Genomic DNA, 15279 nt, shown 5'->3' on the forward strand with positions numbered 1-15279 from the left:
ATGAGGATTTAGGGGGACCTGAGATGAGCGCCAATCTCTCTGCACTGTTGTATCTCGTGGCAGGCGTGCTGTTCATCCTGTCGCTGCGCGGGCTGTCGAGCCCGGCGTCGTCGCGCCAGGGCAATCTGTTCGGCATGATCGGCATGGCGATCGCGGTCGGCACCACGCTGGCCAACCATCCGCCGGCCGACGGCCTGGCCTGGTTCCTGGTGATTCTCGGCATCGCGATCGGCGGCGGCATCGGTGCGGTGATCGCCCGCCGCGTGCCGATGACCTCGATGCCCGAGCTGGTCGCCGCCTTCCACTCGCTGGTCGGCATGGCTGCGGTGCTGGTCGCCGCCGGCGCGTTCTACGCGCCCGAAGCGTTCGACATCGGCACCCCCGGCAACATCCACAAGCAGAGCCTGGTCGAGATGTCGCTCGGCGTCGCGATCGGCGCGCTGACCTTTACCGGCTCGGTGATCGCGTTCCTGAAGCTGTCGGCGCGGATGAGCGGTGCGCCGATCATCCTGCCGTTCCGTCACGCCATCAACATCGTGCTCGGCATCCTGCTGGTCGTCTTTATCGTCGGCCTCGTGATGAGCGGCAGCGCGCTCGACTTCTGGCTGATCACGATCATCGCGCTGGTGCTCGGTGTGCTCATGATCATTCCGATCGGCGGCGCCGACATGCCGGTCGTGATCTCGATGCTGAACTCCTACTCCGGCTGGGCCGCGGCGGGCATCGGCTTCACGCTCGGCAACTCCGCGCTGATCATCACCGGCGCGCTGGTCGGCTCCTCCGGCGCGATCCTGTCCTACATCATGTGCCACGCGATGAACCGCTCCTTCATCTCGGTCATTCTCGGCGGCTTCGGCGGCGAGACCGCGGTGGCCGGCGGCGGCTCGGGCGAGCAGAAGCCCGCCAAGCTCGGCTCGGCCGACGATGCGGCCTTCATCATGAAGAACGCCTCCAAGGTCATCATCGTGCCCGGCTACGGCATGGCGGTGGCGCAGGCCCAGCACGCGCTGCGCGAAATGGCCGACATGCTGAAGAAGGAAGGCGTCGAGGTGAAATACGCCATTCACCCGGTCGCCGGCCGCATGCCCGGCCACATGAACGTGCTGCTGGCCGAAGCCAACGTGCCCTATGACGAGGTGTTCGAGCTCGAGGACATCAACTCCGAATTCGCGCAGGCCGATATTGCCTTCGTGATCGGCGCCAACGACGTCACCAACCCGGCCGCCGAAGAGGACAAGACCTCGCCGATCTACGGCATGCCGGTGCTGCAGGTCTGGAAGGCCGGCACCGTGATGTTCATCAAGCGCTCGCTGGCGTCCGGTTACGCCGGCATCGACAATCCGCTATTCTACCGCGACAACACCATGATGCTGCTCGGTGACGCGAAGAAGGTGACCGAGAACATCGTCAAGGCGATGTAAGGCAGGAAGAAATGAGGCTATCGCGATGGCCTTGAACCGGGAGTGGCATCGACTTCATCGCATACCGCCCCGGGCCACGCGCGAGCAGCGGATCAAGTGGCACGTCGCGCACGCCAAGGCCTGCGCGTGCCGCGCCATTCCCGCCAGCATCAAGCCTGACGTCGAGAAGCTGCTGAAGCCTCGGCGCGGCAAATAGCAGGGCAGGTCGGATTGCGCATCGCGATGACAATCCTGAAATGGGTCCTGATCGTCAGCGCCGTCTTCTATCTGCTCGGCCTCGCCGTGCTGTTCTTCAAGCAGCGCGACATGCTGTTTCCGATCCCGCCGGTCGGCCGCACTGCGCCGGCCGCTGCCGGCCTTCCCGAGGCCGAGGAGCATGTGCTGACCACCGCCGACGGCGAGAAGGTGATCGTCTGGCATGTGCCGGCGAAGCCGGGCCGGCCGGTGGTGCTGTTCTTCCACGGCAATGGCGACTTCCTCGCCGGCCGTGTTGCGCGCTTCAAGGGGATTACCGCCGACGGGACCGGCCTCGTCGCGCTGTCGTTTCGCGGCTATGCCGGCTCCACGGGATCCCCGAGCGAACAGGGTCTGCTGCAGGACGCCGCAGCCGCCTACGCATTCACCACGCAGCGATACAGTGCCGATCGAATCATCGCCTGGGGCTTTTCGCTCGGCACCGGCGTAGCGGTGGCCATCGCCGCCGAGCACCCCGTCAGCAAGCTGATCCTGGAGGCGCCCTATAGCTCGACCGTGGATGTCGCCGGCGCCATGTTCCGGATCGTGCCGGTCAGCCTACTGATGCACGATCAATTCCACTCCGACCAGCGCATCGCGCGCGTCACGGCGCCGCTCCTGATCATGCATGGTACCAGCGATCAGGCGATCCCGATCGCCTTCGGCGAACGCCTGTTCGCGCTGGCGCATGAGCCCAAGCAGTTCGTGCGCTTCCCCGGTGGCGGCCACGAAAATCTGGACGATTTCGGTGCGGTCGAGACGGCGCGGCAATTCATCAATGCCCCGAGAGGCTGACGGCGGCGATTGCATGCCGCATAATCCCGTCGACTGACATAGGGGACACGACGACATGAGCGCACACGGACCGATGCCGCGATCGGCCTGGCTATTTCCTGCACTGGCAGTGGCGCTGTTCGTGATCGCCACCGCGACCGGCTACGGCTTCACCGTTTCGGTCGGCGGGTTCGCGTTTGCGGTCGTCCTGCTGGTGATCCTGTTCGGAACCGTGTTCGCGGCCGTGCATCACTCCGAAGTGATCGCGGAGCGGATCGGCGAGCCCTACGGGACGCTGCTCCTCACGCTTGCGGTGACCATCATCGAAGTCGCGCTGATCACCACGATCATGCTGGGCGACAAGCCCGCGCCCGAGCTCGCGCGCGACACCGTGTTCGCCGTGGTGATGATCGTCTGCAACGGGCTGGTCGGCCTCTGCGTCCTGATCGGCGGCCTGCGTTACCGCGAGCAGGGATTTCAGGTGTCGGGCGCCAACGTCTATCTCAGCGTCCTGTTCGTGCTGGCGACCATGACCCTGATCATGCCGAACTACACGCTGACGACACCGGGACCGTCTTTTTCGGCACTCCAACTCGGCTTCGTCGACCTCGTGACGATCGTGCTCTACGGCGTGTTTCTCTACACCCAGACGGTGCTGCACCGGGATTATTTCGTGCATGCAGCCGGGGATGGCGAGGGCGGCGCAGCCCAGCTGTCGGCAAAAATGCTGGGGCTCAGCATCGTGCTGCTGCTGATCTCGCTCGGCGCCGTGGTGTTGCTGGCCAAGAAGTTCTCGCTGGTGGTCGATGCCGTCGCCGCGATGATCGGCGCGCCGCCGGCCTTTGCGGGCCTCGTGGTCGCACTCCTGATCCTGATGCCCGAGGGCGTCTCCGCCATCGCCGCCGCGCGCAAGAACGACCTGCAGAAGAGCATCAACCTGGCGCTGGGGTCCTCGCTCGCCACCATCGGCTTGACGATTCCCGCAGTCGGGATCGCAACCTATCTGCTCGACCAGCCGCTGGTGCTGGGCCTCAACCCGCAAAACACCGCCTTGCTGGTCCTGACATTCCTCCTGAGCATGCTGACCTTCGGCACCGGGCGGACCAATGTGCTGTTCGGGCTGGTCCATCTGGTGGTATTCGCGGTCTACGTGTTCATGGTCTTCGTACCGTAAGGGGAAATAGATGCTCAGCGCCAAATCAGACGTCCAGGTGGATACCGCCGAGGTTCGCGTCACCGAATGGCGGCTGGCGCCGGGCAGCGCCACCGGTCCCCACACCCATGAGATGGACTACGTGATCGTGCCGATCACGACCGGCGAGATGACCATCGTGGCGCCGAGCGGCGAGCGGTCCAAGGCCCAGATCATCGTCGGCAAGTCCTACTTCCGCAAGGCCGGGGTTCAGCACGACGTGCTCAATGAAACGGCAACCGAGATCGTGTTCCTCGAGGTCGAACTCAAGCCCTGAGGGGGCTCTTGGTGGGCTGCAGCTTTTGCCGCGCCCAAGGGCGGAAATTCATCGATCGTTAACCGCCAAGCGCTGATCTGGAGGAGGGGTGGGATCGGCGAGCCGTCGCGCGGATTCGTCTCCGGCTGAAACCAGGGCGACACCAAAGGTGAACTGTGGAACGGGGGCTTTGCCACCGATCTGTCGCAGTTGATCCCTTAATATGCCCAGAAGTTCCAGCATGAAATCCGGGGCTGGGAGTGGCAGGCAATGCTGAACTACTTGAAGAAATTTGCGATGGACATCTTTCCCTCGGTGGCGGCGACCATCATCGGGGCGTACATCGTTAACCACTACATCGTTGCCAAGCCCGAAGCCCCTGCCGCCACCGTCACGACCCCTGCCGCCGCCAAGCCCGCTGACAAGCCCACCGAAGTTTCCAACGCTCCCGAAGCCGGCGTGAAGGCGCGCGGCATGTCCGAGCGCACGCTGATGGAGCGTTCGGCCTCCGAGAAGGCTGTCGTCACCGAAAAGCCGGCCGAGAAATCCGCCGACCTGAAGCCCTCCGTCGACGCGCCCGCCGAGACCGCCAGCATCCCGACCGACCAGCGCCGTCACCAGCCCACGGCTCCCAAGGCGGTCGCCAAGCTGACGCCGGCAGCCCAGCCGGCTGCGCCCGCGACGACGCCGGCCGCCCCGACTGAAGCTGCCGTCACGCCCGACGAGAGCCGCGATGCCAACGATCTGGCCCGCGCCGCGATCGAGCGGCTTCGCAAGGAGCAGCGCCCGCAGGAAGCCGCCCGCCCGCAGGAGGCGCAGCGCCCCACCGATATCGCCCGCGTCCCGGAGACGCCGCATGTGGTGATGGCGCCCTCGCTGAAGCCGCTGCCGCCGCCGATCATGGTGTCGAACCCGGCGAACGAGAATGCCGACCAGCCGTCGCAGCCGCGTCCGCCCTACGCCAACGCGCAGGACCCGAACCGCCCGACGCCGCCGGCCGAGATTCCGGTCGCGCCGCGCCCGCCGCTTGACCTGCGTGCGGAAGCCTCCATGCCGGCGCCGAAGGAGGAGCGCACCTCCGTCGCCGACGACATGCTGTCGTCGATGAAGTCGGTCTTCCACTCGGTCTTGCCGAAGTAAGCGGTCCTGCCGAACTAATTTGAAGAACTAACCGCCAGTGCGGGCGAGTCCGCTGCGCGCGGCCTCGTCCTTGGGCCGTAGCGCGAGCGCGCGATTGTACGACGCGGCCGCTTTCGCCTTGTCGCCGAGCCGCTCATAGGCCTGCCCACGTGCGGACCAGGCCGCTCCACTGTTGGGGTCGGTCTGCACCGCCTCGTCGAGATCGCTGGCGGCTTCCTTGGCCTTGTCGAGCGCGAGATAGCTGATGGCGCGGCCGATCAGCGGCTCGACCTTCTGCGGCGAGAGCCCGCTCGCCGCAGTGAAATCATCGATCGCCTGCTGGTGCTGGCCCTGGGCCTGGAAGATCAGCGCGCGGCCGTACAGTGCCTGGATGTTGTAGGGATCGGTCGCCAGCGCCTGCCCGAACTCCGCCAGCGCTTCTTCGGTCTTGCCCGAATGCACCAGCACCTGTCCACGCGTGGCGTGTCCCTGGGCGTCGCTGATGTTCTGCGGGGTGATGACATCGGCGGCCGGCTTCTCGGCGACGGCGGGCGGCTTCGGCTTGTCGTCGGATCCCCAGGAGCCCAGATCAAACGAGCAGCCAGCCAGCGGCAGGCCGAATGCGATCGCAAGCCACACGGCTGCGGAGCGGCGCCAACGGATTCGTGCGTGAGAGGGCGGGGACGCCGGACCAGCCATTATGCAAAATGCTCGGACAGGAAATTTTGCATTGGTAACCCGGAACCGGCCCTGCTTCCAAACGACAACGCGGGCCCGAGGCCCGCGTTGTTAGACTTCCAGAGCGGTAAAAGGGTTCAGCGCGGACCGCGCGGACCTGCACCCGGGCCACCACGGCCGCCGCCGGCGCGATCACCACCGGGGCCGGCGCCGAACACCGGCTTCGGCTTCATCGGCAGCAGGCCTTCGCGCTGCAGCTTCTTGCGGGCCAGCTTGCGTGCACGGCGCACGGCCTCGGCCTTTTCGCGGGCCTTCTTCTCGGAGGGCTTTTCGTAATGACCGCGGAGCTTCATCTCGCGGAAAATGCCCTCGCGCTGCATCTTCTTCTTGAGCGCCTTGAGAGCTTGATCGACATTGTTATCGCGAACGAGAACCTGCACGCGGCATCCTCTTTCAATTGATCGGATCTGAATTCTGGCAAGCGAAGGGGCGGCAGAGGCCTGCCCCTTAACCCTGAGCGGGCGCATGTATCAGACAAAAGTGCAGATGTCCACCTGAGAACCCGCTTATCGGGCCAAGTTAAGCCATGAAATGAGGCGAAAGTGCCTTCGTGCGGCCCCGATTTGGGAAGTTTGGCGCCAAGGGCGGGGCCTTTCCCGGAGTTTTTGACGACCGGGATACAAATCAGGGGAGATGCGCCATGGATATGAAGAAATATGCCGCCGAGGCTATCGGCACGTTTTGGCTCACATTCGCAGGCTGCGGCAGTGCAGTCATCGCAGCCGGATTCCCGGAGGTCGGAATCGGTCTCGTCGGGGTGTCGCTGGCGTTTGGCCTGAGCGTCGTCACCATGGCCTATTCGATCGGCCACATCTCCGGCTGCCATCTCAATCCAGCGGTCACTGTTGGCCTTGCCGCGGGCGGACGTTTTCCCGCAGGCCAGATCCTGCCCTACATCATCGCGCAGGTTGCCGGTGCGATCGTCGCCGCGGCGCTGCTCTATGTGATCGCGAATGGCGCGCCGGGTTTCGACGTCACCAAGGGCTTTGCCTCCAACGGCTATGATGCGCATTCGCCCGGGCAATACAGCATGGTTGTCTGCTTCATCACCGAGGTGGTGATGACCATGATGTTCCTGTTCATCATCATGGGCGCGACCCATGGCAAGGCGCCGGCGGGATTCGCACCGCTCGCGATCGGGCTCGCGCTGGTGATGATCCATCTCGTCAGCATCCCCGTCACCAACACCTCGGTGAATCCGGCGCGCAGCACGGGCCCCGCGCTGTTCGTCGGCGGCTGGGCGATGGCGCAACTCTGGCTGTTCTGGGTGGCTCCGCTGATCGGCGGCGCGCTCGGCGGCGTCATCTATCGCTGGCTCAGCGAGGAGCCGAGCGGCATCGTCGCCGGCGTGAAGACCGCGTGATCAAAACAAAAATGGGACCGCGATCAATCGCGGTCCCATTCGTATCCGAAGGGATGAAGTGCGCCGCGCGCTAGCTCTTGATCGGCGGACGCACTTCGGTGACGTGGCCCATCTTGCGGCCGGGGCGCGGCGCGCCCTTGCCGTAGAGATGCACGGTCGCACCGGGCACGCTCAGCCAGTCGCCGTAGCTCAGGATGTCGTCGCCGATCAAATTGGTCATGGTGACGAGCTCGCCATGGCGCACCGGCTTGCCGAGCGGCCAGCCGGCGATGGCGCGGATGTGCTGCTCGAACTGCGACACCGAGGCGCCGTCGAGCGTCCAGTGGCCGGAATTGTGCACGCGCGGCGCAATCTCGTTGACCAGCACGGTCGGCCCGTTCTTGCCCGGCACCACGAATAATTCGACTGCGAGCACGCCGACATAGTCGAGCGCGGTGGCGATCTTCTCCGCGATACCGCGGGCCTCTGCCGCCAGCGCATCCGAGATCGCGGCGGGCGCGCGCGAAAATTTCAGGATGTGGTCGCGGTGCTCGTTCTCGGTGACGTCGAAGCATTCGACCTCGCCGGTGGCCGAGCGTGCGGCGATGACGGAGATCTCGCGCTCGAACGGCACGAAGGCCTCCAGGATTGCCGATTTGGTGCCGAGGCTTTCCCAGACCTGCTCGAAATCGTCGCCCTCACGGATGATGGCCTGGCCCTTGCCGTCATAGCCGAAGCGGCGGGTCTTGATCACGGCGGGCAGGCCGATCTTGGCGATTGCCGTGCGCAGCGCGCCGACCGAGGTGACATCGGCATAGGCGGCGGTGCCAATGCCGAGCTTGCTGACGAAATCCTTTTCGATCAGCCGGTCCTGCGTGGTCTCGAGGATCTTTTGCGCAGGGATCACCGGGCGCCGCGCGGCCAGCACCATGGCGGTCGCCGCCGGCACGTTCTCGAATTCATAGGTAACGACCTGGACGTCGTTGGCGAACAGCTCCAGCGCCTCGACATCGGCATATTCCGCGCAGGTCGCGTGCTGCACGACGTCGAAGGCCGGCGAGTCAGGGTCCGGCGAGAACACCTGGCATCGCAGGCCGAGCCGCGCCGCCGCCATGGCCAGCATCCGGCCCAACTGTCCGCCGCCGAGAATTCCGATGGTGTCGCCCGGCTTCAGCTTCACCCGTGTCGAAGCTGTCACGCCGATGTCTCCGGATGGTCCTTGACCGCATCGGTCTGCGCCTTGCGCCAGGCGGCGAGGCGTGTCGCCAATGCGGGATCGTTGAGGGCGAGCACGCTGGCGGCGAGCAGCGCCGCGTTGGTCGCGCCGGCCTTACCGATCGCGAGCGTGCCGACCGGGATGCCGGCCGGCATCTGCACGATCGAATAGAGCGAATCGACCCCGGACAGCGCCTTGGATTCCACGGGAACCCCGAACACCGGCAGTTCGGTCAGCGCCGCGGTCATGCCGGGCAGATGCGCGGCACCGCCGGCGCCGGCGATGATCACCTTGTGGCCGGCGGCCTTGGCGCCCTTGGCGAAGGCGTAGAGCCTATCAGGGGTGCGATGGGCGGAGACGATGCGGGTGTCGCAGGGGACACCCAGCGCAGCCAGCGTGTCGGCGGCGTGGCGCATGGTCTCCCAATCGGATTGGCTGCCCATGATGATGGCGATGGGGGCGGTCATGTCGTCAATTCTGTACGGGAATCCAGAAACATAGGCCGATTATAGGGTCGGCCCGGGCGTCATCCAAGGCGTGGCAAGGAGTTCAGAATGGACTATCCTGTCTTGGTGAATCCCGGCAAGCCTTCATAGCAGGCCTCAACAAGGATGCGCATGAAGAAGAAATCGAGGGCGGCCGCGTCAGGGGCTGCAAAACGGCAAAAAAGCGCCGCGGCGGTGCGCAAAACGGCCCCGCGCCGGCCTGGAACCGCGCCGGACACCCGCGCGACGGTGGCCTCCGACGACAAGGCGACGATTCGCCGGCTCAAGGCCCAACTGGCCCGGGCGCAGGCGCGGATCGAGGAACTGCAGGCGGTCGCCGAGACCGATTTCCTGCTCGACATCCCGAACCGCCGGGGCTTCGAGCGCGAGCTCACCCGCGCGATCGCCTACATCAAGCGCTACCGCGCCAGTGGCGCGCTGATCGTGCTCGACGTCGATCGCCTCAAGCCGATCAACGATTCGTTCGGGCATGCCGCGGGCGATGAGGTGCTGAAGGCGATCGTTGCGACCGTCGCAGGCCAGGTGCGCGCCTCCGACGTGATCGGCCGGCTCGGCGGCGACGAGTTCGCGGTGCTGCTGTGGAATCTCAGCAAGACCGACGCGCGCGCCAAGGCGGCGACGCTGGAAGAGGCGATCGACCGCCTGACCTTCGTGTTTCGCGGCAGCAATGTCACCGCGGGTGCCTCCGCCGGCGTGGCGATCCTGGACGCGCATTCGGATCCCGACCGCGCGCTCGATGAGGCCGATCGCGCGATGTATGTGCGCAAGGCGCAGCGGCGTCACGAGACGCAGGGCTGAAATCGGTCTTTTATTTGAGCATGATCTCCGCGCAAACGCCTTCGGCGTTTGTCGCGAGGGAAAACCGCTTCACACTTTGCGCTGACGCGGCCCTTCGGGTCCGGATCACGCTTAGAGGCTGCTCAGATCCGGCACATTGCCGAACGAGCGGAGCAGCTTGGCGTCACCGAACTCGCCGATCATGGGGTCGCCGGTGCGGCTGAACGCGACTGCGCCGATGCTGCCGGGCATGCGCGCCATCGTCTCGGCGCGGCGCAGTGCCGTGGTCGAGCTCTGGCATTCCTCCGCATTGCCGGCGACCGGCGCGCCGTCTTCATCCAGTGTGAAAGGCAGTGCCACGTAGTAAGTGACATCGGCCATGTCGTCCTCCTCAGGGGTGATCAGGCGGCGTCGCTCGCCGCCTGCGCGCGCGCGGGCACGCAGCCGGCCGATATCGCGGCCTGCAGTTCCTCAAGCTCGGTTTCGAGATATTCGTTCGCCATGATCAGCGCCTTGATGGTCGAACGCAGATTGCCGTCGCACATCGCGATCGCCTGGTCGCAGGCCTGCTCGTAGCGGCTGTTGTCGGACAGCGATGACGGTGCGGACATGGCAGGCTCCCTTACTTTTTCTGGCGGCTGAGAGGTCATGTTCTCTCTTTGTTCTTTTGGAGTCAAGGGCTGAAAATCAGGCTCGCGCACCGCTTGCCGGGAATGTGAACGCACCGGCTGTTGTGGATGACGGGGAAAAACGTCCGATCGGGCGCGGCCGCGTTCAGCCGGGCCGCGGTGAACGCACGCGCAAATTTCACGCGATGATGTCGGGCGTGATCTGGTCTTCGATGAAGGCGATGCGGTCGCGCAGCTGCAGCTTCCGCTTCTTCAAACGTTGCACCATCAGCAAATCCGGCGCCGGCGACTGATGCAGCGCGTCGATCGCCGCGTCGAGATCGCGGTGCTCTTGTTGCAGCCGCGCGAGTTCGGCGAGAAGTTCGCGCTCATCCTGGTCGTTCATGGTGTACGTTAACTAAAAGCACGGTGAGGTTGTGGCGGCCGGGCGGCCGCCATTTCCCGCGAAATATCGTCCCTGAACGCGCGCTGCGCAAGCTGGACTGGTTCCATAGTCACGATTGGTTACAGATAACTTCGAAAACATGAGCGCGACATTTTACCGATACCCATCGACAGATTCGCTGGCTTGTGTACACTCCTTTGTCCCCGTCGAAATCGAATCTGAGGTTTAATCCACCGAGGAGAATGCGGCATGGCAATACAGGCGCATCTGGTCGAACTGGAACGCAAGCACAAAATACTGGAAAACGAACTGCACGAAGCACTCGTGCACCCCTCCGTAGACGACCTGCACATCTGCGAGTTGAAGCGCCGCAAGTTGATGGTCAAGGATGAGATCGAGCGGTTGAGAAATTCCGCGGACGATACTCTCCACTAGTCAGTCCCCCCGTCGAGTTTTCGTAAAGCCAAGTCTTTCGTCGTCGGATGGGCGCTGATGCGCTCATCCGCAGAAGGACTTGTTGCTCGTGCTCAGAGCTGGGCCAGATCGCCGACATGATCGGCGATCGCCAGCGATGACGTCAGGCCCGGGGACTCAATTCCAAACAGATTGATCAGGCCGTTCACGCCGTGATCGTGCGCGCCCTGGATCATGAAATCCTGGGTCGCCACCGCGGGCGGCACGATCTTCGGGCGGATGCCGGAATAGCTCGGCATCAACGCGCCGTCGGGCAGTGTCGGCCAGTATTTCCGGATCGCCGGATAGAACCGCTCGGATCGCGCCGGGTCGACGGCATAGTCGATATGATCGATCCATTCGACATCGGGCCCGAACCGCGCCTGGCCGGCCATGTCGAGCGTGAGATGCACGCCGAGCCCGCCGGGCTCCGGCACCGGGTAGATCAGTCGCGAGAACGGTGCCCGCGCGCTGCAGCTGAAGTAATTTCCCTTGGCGAGATAGGCCGTTGGAATGAGCTCGATTGGCATCCCGTCGATCTGTCGCGCCGCCGCCGGCGCGTTCAATCCTGCGGCATTGATCAGGAGATCGCAGGCCAGCGTCATCGGTGTTTCGCCGCCGGCCTCGATCTCGAAGCGGCCGCCGGTCGCCTTGCCGGTCACCTTGGCGTGCAGCAGCGGCGTGTGGAATGCGAACGCCGCGCCGGCCGCTTCCGCATCGCCGCGCAGCGCCAGCATGTAGGCGTGGCTGTCGATGATCCCGGTTGATGGCGACAGCAGCGCCGCGTCGCAATTCAGCGCCGGCTCCAGTGCCCGCGCGGCCTCGCCCGACAGCAACTGCATGTCGTCGACGCCATTGGCCTCGGCATGCGCGCGGATCGATTGCAGCTTCTCGGTTTCCTTACGTGTGGTCGCGACGATCAGCTTGCCGCAATTCTTGTGCGGGATGCCGTGCTCGGCGCAATAGCGGTACAGCATCCGCTTGCCGCTGACACACATCCGCGCCATCAGGCTGCCGGCGCGATAGTAGATCCCGGCGTGGATCACCTCGCTGTTGCGCGACGAGGTCACGGTGCCGATGCCTTCGGCCTCCTCCAGCACGATCACCTCGCGCCCGGCCTGGGCCAGCCGCCTTGCCACCGCAAGCCCGATCACGCCTGCGCCGACGATCACACAATCAACCCTGTCCATCGTGTCCTTCAGAGTGCCGATTTGGGCGCCGCACGGCCACGCCGTTGCGCGTATTTTTCATTGTTCGGTTCCGGAATCCATCCCGGCAAGTGATTGGACGGCCTCAACTTAGTGCAAAGGTCGTGCCCCGTTAGTGGACCATTAATCATGTCAGGGCAATTGCCATAAATTAAGTCACATTTTCCAGTTGCAGCGGTGTGCGTTTACCCGATCCAAACCGCCGAAGTCCGACACTCCGGCCGGAAATCCGCGGGTGAATGATGGCTGGCAAGAATTGGCAGGCAGGCGGGACGACTTCGATTCCGGCAAAGGCCGTGCTGTGCCTTTTCGCCGTCGTCGCGCCGTGCGGATTCGCCTTCGCCGCATCCGGCGGTTTTGCGCCGTCGACCTATCTCGGTGACCTCGATCCTCACATGGTCTGGGAGCTCCTGATCGGTGGCATCGCGGCCGCATCCTTCCTCGGCGCGGTCGGGCTCTGGGTGCTGTCGTCGCTGCGCAAGGTCAAGCGCGCGCAGCTGCGCCGCAACGCCTTCATCTCGTCCGCGCTCAACCACCTCAACCAGGGCGTGGTGATGACCGACCCGAAGGGCCGGATCATCTTCTGCAACGATCGCTATCTCGACATCTACGGGCTGTCGCGCGCCGACGTGCCGCGCAACATGAACCGCGAGGAGCTGCTCGAATTGCGCCGCCAGCGCAGCGCGCTCGATCTCAGCGACGATGAATTCTTCGCCAGGGCCGCGACCGCGGAAGGGCTGGTCACCGAGCTGCCGAACGGGAAGTCGGTGCTGGTGAAATATTTCGCGCTGCCGAACGGCGGCTCGGTCGCGACGCATCTGGACTGCACCGACCAGCGCCAGCTGTCGCGCAAGCTCGCCTCGACCACGCAATTCCTGGAATCGGTGCTTGACAACGTGCCGGTCTGTGTCGCCGCCAAGAATATCGAGGACGGCCGCTACATCTTCGCCAACCGCGCCTTCGAGCGCTTTTCCCGCTTCTCCCGCGACCATATCGTCGGCAAGCACGCCGACGAGATATTCCGTCCCGAAACGGCGGCCAGCATCGCCGCCGCGGATCGCGCCGCGCTGGAGACGCCGCAGGGCTATCACCGCAGCGAATTCTTCGTCGAGCGCGGTTCGGAGAAGCGCATCCTCGCCTCCAACCGCGTTGTCGCGCGCAACGAGGCCGGTGATCCCGAATTCCTGATCGCGTTGTTCGAGGATGTCACCGACCGCCGCGCGCTGTCGCGCGAGCTCGAGAACAACAAGAAATTCCTCGAGCTCGTCGTCGACAACATCCCGGTCGCGCTGATCGTCGAACGCGTCAAGGACGGCCGCTATCTGCTCGCCAACCGCAGCGCCGAAACCATCCTCAACCGCCGCCGCGAGGACGCCACCGGGCTGACCGCCTCCGACATCTTCAATCCGCGCGAAGCCAAGCTGATCATCGCGCGCGACGAAGCGGCGCTACGCAAGCGCAGCATGGTCGCGGAAGAGCATCCGATCTCGACCAAGGACGGCCTGCGGTTGTTCCTGACCCGCCGCATGACCGTGCTCGACGATTCCGGCGAGCCGCAATATCTGATCAAGACCCATGAAGACGTCACCGACCGGCGCCAGACCGAGTCGCGGATGGCGCACATGGCCTATCATGACGGCCTGACCGATCTGCCGAACCGCGCCGCCTTCCTCCAGGCGCTGACCCAGATGATCGAGGCCTGCGCCGGCACCGACGAGGAATTCGCGGTGCTGTGCATCGACCTCGACGGGCTGAAAGAGATCAACGACGTGTTCGGCCACGCGATGGGCGACAAGGTGTTGGTCGAGGTCGCCCAGCGGCTGCAGTCGGTCGCCCGCGGCGGTGTGGTTGCACGGCTGTCCGGTGACGAATTCGGCCTGATCATCGACGGCAAGCAGCCGGCCGCCGGCATCGCGCTTGCCGAGCAGGCCGCCGAGGCGCTCGGCCGCGAATTCCCGATCGACGGCAAGTCGGTGCGCACCGGCGCCACCACCGGCATCTCGGTGTTCCCGCATAACGGCTCGGACGCCGCCTCGCTGCTCGCCAATGCCGGCGCTGCGCTGTTCCGCGCCAAGGCGAAGTCGCGCGGCACGATTTCGATCTACGAGCCGGACATGGATCAGCAGATCCGCGACCGCCGCGTGCTGCATCAGGAGCTTTCAGTCGCGATCAAGAACGGCGAATTGTCGCTCTATTATCAGCCGCAGGCGGCCTCCGGCGCCACCGTGGCCGAGAGCGAGGTGATCGGCTTCGAGGCGCTGGCGCGCTGGCATCATCCGGTGCGCGGTTTCGTGCCGCCGGGCGATTTCATTCCGCTCGCGGAAGAGAGCGGCCTGATCGTCGAGATGGGCGAGTGGATCCTGCGCGAGGCCTGCCGCGAGGCCGCGTCCTGGAGCGCGCCGCTGCAGGTCGCCGTCAACCTGTCGCCCGCGCAGTTCACCCATGGCGACCTCGTCGGCCTCGTGCACTCGATCCTGCTGGAAACCGGCCTGTCGCCCGACCGCCTCGAGCTCGAAATCACCGAGGGTGTGCTGATCGAGGACCTCGATCGCGGCCTCGCGCTGTTGCGCCGGCTGAAGGCGCTCGGCGTCCGCATCTCGATGGACGATTTCGGCAGCGGCTATTCGTCGCTGAGCTATCTGCAGGCGTTCCCGTTCGACAAGATCAAGATCGACCGTGCCTTCGTCATCAATCTCGGCCGCAACCCGCAATCTGCCGCGATCGTGCGCGCGGTGATCGATCTCGGCCATGGCCTGGAGATGTCGATCGTCGCCGAGGGCGTCGAGACCGAGGCACAATTGTCCTTCCTGGCCGAGGAGGGCTGCGATGCCGTGCAGGGCTATCTGATCGGCCGGCCGGCGCCGATCGCGCAGTTCGCCGCGCTCGTCGGCGGCAGCCCGCTTGCGGACACCGTGCGCAAGGTCGGGTAAGCGGGTCTCACCTTCGGACCGGATCGCCGGCCGAGCTTGCCATCGCTGGTACGTGCGGGTACCGTCAAGCCGTCCGATCATTTCAACCGGAAAGGAGGG

At 65.0% G+C, this 15279-nt stretch carries 17 protein-coding genes; 9 read left to right on the forward strand and 8 right to left on the reverse strand.

Annotation, left to right across the window (positions count from 1 at the left end; genetic code table 11):
* Positions 1–23: 23 nt before the first annotated feature.
* The 5 genes from JQ604_RS27970 to JQ604_RS27990 all read left to right on the forward strand — a co-directional run bounded on the left by JQ604_RS27970 (position 24) and on the right by JQ604_RS27990 (position 5017).
* A complete protein-coding gene (locus JQ604_RS27970; protein ID WP_212363898.1) occupies positions 24–1421 on the forward strand; it encodes an NAD(P)(+) transhydrogenase (Re/Si-specific) subunit beta in 1398 nt (465 codons plus the stop codon).
* A 222-nt stretch (positions 1422–1643) separates the two neighbouring features.
* On the forward strand, positions 1644–2450 hold the full coding sequence (locus JQ604_RS27975; protein WP_212363899.1) for an alpha/beta hydrolase: 807 nt from the start codon (positions 1644–1646) through the stop codon (positions 2448–2450).
* Between the two features lie 55 nt (positions 2451–2505).
* Complete coding sequence (locus JQ604_RS27980) at positions 2506–3603, forward strand: calcium:proton antiporter (protein WP_212363900.1); 1098 nt, start codon at positions 2506–2508, stop codon at positions 3601–3603.
* Between the two features lie 10 nt (positions 3604–3613).
* Positions 3614–3898: a cupin domain-containing protein gene (locus JQ604_RS27985; protein WP_212363901.1), complete on the forward strand. Its 285-nt coding sequence runs from the start codon at positions 3614–3616 to the stop codon at positions 3896–3898.
* A gap of 249 nt (positions 3899–4147) precedes the next feature.
* Positions 4148–5017, forward strand: coding sequence for a hypothetical protein (locus tag JQ604_RS27990; protein ID WP_212363902.1), 870 nt, complete (start codon positions 4148–4150; stop codon positions 5015–5017).
* A gap of 27 nt (positions 5018–5044) precedes the next feature.
* Here JQ604_RS27990 and JQ604_RS27995 read toward each other — a convergent pair whose 3' ends face one another.
* Positions 5045–5635: a tetratricopeptide repeat protein gene (locus tag JQ604_RS27995; RefSeq protein WP_349631153.1), complete on the reverse strand. Its 591-nt coding sequence runs from the start codon at positions 5633–5635 to the stop codon at positions 5045–5047.
* A gap of 176 nt (positions 5636–5811) precedes the next feature.
* Positions 5812–6114, reverse strand: coding sequence for a 30S ribosomal protein S21 (gene rpsU, locus JQ604_RS28000; RefSeq protein ID WP_212363904.1), 303 nt, complete (start codon positions 6112–6114; stop codon positions 5812–5814).
* 260 nt (positions 6115–6374) lie between these two features.
* Between rpsU and aqpZ the strand changes: the two genes are divergently transcribed.
* Positions 6375–7097 (forward strand): aquaporin Z, encoded by a 723-nt coding sequence (gene aqpZ / locus JQ604_RS28005; RefSeq protein WP_212363905.1) that lies wholly within the window; start codon positions 6375–6377, stop codon positions 7095–7097.
* 70 nt (positions 7098–7167) lie between these two features.
* Here aqpZ and JQ604_RS28010 read toward each other — a convergent pair whose 3' ends face one another.
* Together JQ604_RS28010 and purE are read right to left on the reverse strand one after the other, a co-directional pair.
* Complete coding sequence (locus tag JQ604_RS28010) at positions 7168–8274, reverse strand: 5-(carboxyamino)imidazole ribonucleotide synthase (protein WP_212363906.1); 1107 nt, start codon at positions 8272–8274, stop codon at positions 7168–7170.
* Positions 8271–8759, reverse strand: coding sequence for a 5-(carboxyamino)imidazole ribonucleotide mutase (gene purE, locus JQ604_RS28015; RefSeq protein ID WP_212363907.1), 489 nt, complete (start codon positions 8757–8759; stop codon positions 8271–8273). Before purE ends, JQ604_RS28010 begins: the two co-directional genes overlap by 4 nt.
* A 150-nt stretch (positions 8760–8909) precedes the next feature.
* On the opposite strand from purE, the gene JQ604_RS28020 reads away from it, so the two are divergent.
* A complete protein-coding gene (locus tag JQ604_RS28020; RefSeq protein ID WP_249158735.1) occupies positions 8910–9596 on the forward strand; it encodes a GGDEF domain-containing protein in 687 nt (228 codons plus the stop codon).
* A gap of 111 nt (positions 9597–9707) precedes the next feature.
* Here the strand turns inward: JQ604_RS28020 and JQ604_RS28025 are convergent, their stop codons facing one another.
* From JQ604_RS28025 to JQ604_RS28035, 3 genes are all read right to left on the reverse strand, one after another.
* Positions 9708–9956 carry a hypothetical protein gene (locus JQ604_RS28025; protein WP_212363909.1) on the reverse strand — a complete coding sequence of 83 codons (249 nt, stop codon included), beginning with the start codon at positions 9954–9956 and terminating at the stop codon, positions 9708–9710.
* A gap of 20 nt (positions 9957–9976) precedes the next feature.
* Complete coding sequence (locus tag JQ604_RS28030; RefSeq protein ID WP_212363910.1) at positions 9977–10186, reverse strand: hypothetical protein; 210 nt, start codon at positions 10184–10186, stop codon at positions 9977–9979.
* Between the two features lie 196 nt (positions 10187–10382).
* On the reverse strand, positions 10383–10589 hold the full coding sequence (locus JQ604_RS28035) for a YdcH family protein (RefSeq protein ID WP_212363911.1): 207 nt from the start codon (positions 10587–10589) through the stop codon (positions 10383–10385).
* Between the two features lie 249 nt (positions 10590–10838).
* Here JQ604_RS28035 and JQ604_RS28040 point away from each other — a divergent pair, with 249 nt between their 5' ends.
* Entirely contained in the window at positions 10839–11024 is a 186-nt protein-coding gene (locus JQ604_RS28040; protein ID WP_212363912.1) for a YdcH family protein, read from the forward strand.
* Between the two features lie 92 nt (positions 11025–11116).
* Here the strand turns inward: JQ604_RS28040 and JQ604_RS28045 are convergent, their stop codons facing one another.
* A complete protein-coding gene (locus JQ604_RS28045) occupies positions 11117–12232 on the reverse strand; it encodes an NAD(P)/FAD-dependent oxidoreductase (RefSeq protein ID WP_212363913.1) in 1116 nt (371 codons plus the stop codon).
* A gap of 260 nt (positions 12233–12492) precedes the next feature.
* On the opposite strand from JQ604_RS28045, the gene JQ604_RS28050 reads away from it, so the two are divergent.
* Complete coding sequence (locus tag JQ604_RS28050) at positions 12493–15180, forward strand: sensor domain-containing protein (protein ID WP_212363914.1); 2688 nt, start codon at positions 12493–12495, stop codon at positions 15178–15180.
* The last annotated feature ends 99 nt before the right edge of the window (positions 15181–15279 follow it).

The sequence above is a fragment of the Bradyrhizobium jicamae genome (genome assembly GCF_018130695.1).
In the GTDB taxonomy this organism is placed as follows: Bacteria; Pseudomonadota; Alphaproteobacteria; order Rhizobiales; family Xanthobacteraceae; genus Bradyrhizobium; species Bradyrhizobium jicamae_B.

Bases quoted from the DNA above. Each gene is read 5' to 3' on its own strand.
- JQ604_RS27970 (WP_212363898.1), top strand. From the start codon at position 24: ATGAGCGCCAATCTCTCTGCACTGTTGTATCTCGTGGCAGGCGTGCTG.
- JQ604_RS27975 (WP_212363899.1), top strand. From the start codon at position 1,644: ATGACAATCCTGAAATGGGTCCTGATCGTCAGCGCCGTCTTCTATCTG.
- JQ604_RS27980 (WP_212363900.1), top strand. From the start codon at position 2,506: ATGAGCGCACACGGACCGATGCCGCGATCGGCCTGGCTATTTCCTGCA.
- JQ604_RS27985 (WP_212363901.1), top strand. From the start codon at position 3,614: ATGCTCAGCGCCAAATCAGACGTCCAGGTGGATACCGCCGAGGTTCGC.
- JQ604_RS27990 (WP_212363902.1), top strand. From the start codon at position 4,148: ATGCTGAACTACTTGAAGAAATTTGCGATGGACATCTTTCCCTCGGTG.
- aqpZ (WP_212363905.1), top strand. From the start codon at position 6,375: ATGGATATGAAGAAATATGCCGCCGAGGCTATCGGCACGTTTTGGCTC.
- purE (WP_212363907.1), bottom strand. From the start codon at position 8,759: ATGACCGCCCCCATCGCCATCATCATGGGCAGCCAATCCGATTGGGAG.
- JQ604_RS28020 (WP_249158735.1), top strand. From the start codon at position 8,910: ATGAAGAAGAAATCGAGGGCGGCCGCGTCAGGGGCTGCAAAACGGCAA.
- JQ604_RS28025 (WP_212363909.1), bottom strand. From the start codon at position 9,956: ATGGCCGATGTCACTTACTACGTGGCACTGCCTTTCACACTGGATGAA.
- JQ604_RS28030 (WP_212363910.1), bottom strand. From the start codon at position 10,186: ATGTCCGCACCGTCATCGCTGTCCGACAACAGCCGCTACGAGCAGGCC.
- JQ604_RS28035 (WP_212363911.1), bottom strand. From the start codon at position 10,589: ATGAACGACCAGGATGAGCGCGAACTTCTCGCCGAACTCGCGCGGCTG.
- JQ604_RS28040 (WP_212363912.1), top strand. From the start codon at position 10,839: ATGGCAATACAGGCGCATCTGGTCGAACTGGAACGCAAGCACAAAATA.
- JQ604_RS28045 (WP_212363913.1), bottom strand. From the start codon at position 12,232: ATGGACAGGGTTGATTGTGTGATCGTCGGCGCAGGCGTGATCGGGCTT.
- JQ604_RS28050 (WP_212363914.1), top strand. From the start codon at position 12,493: ATGGCTGGCAAGAATTGGCAGGCAGGCGGGACGACTTCGATTCCGGCA.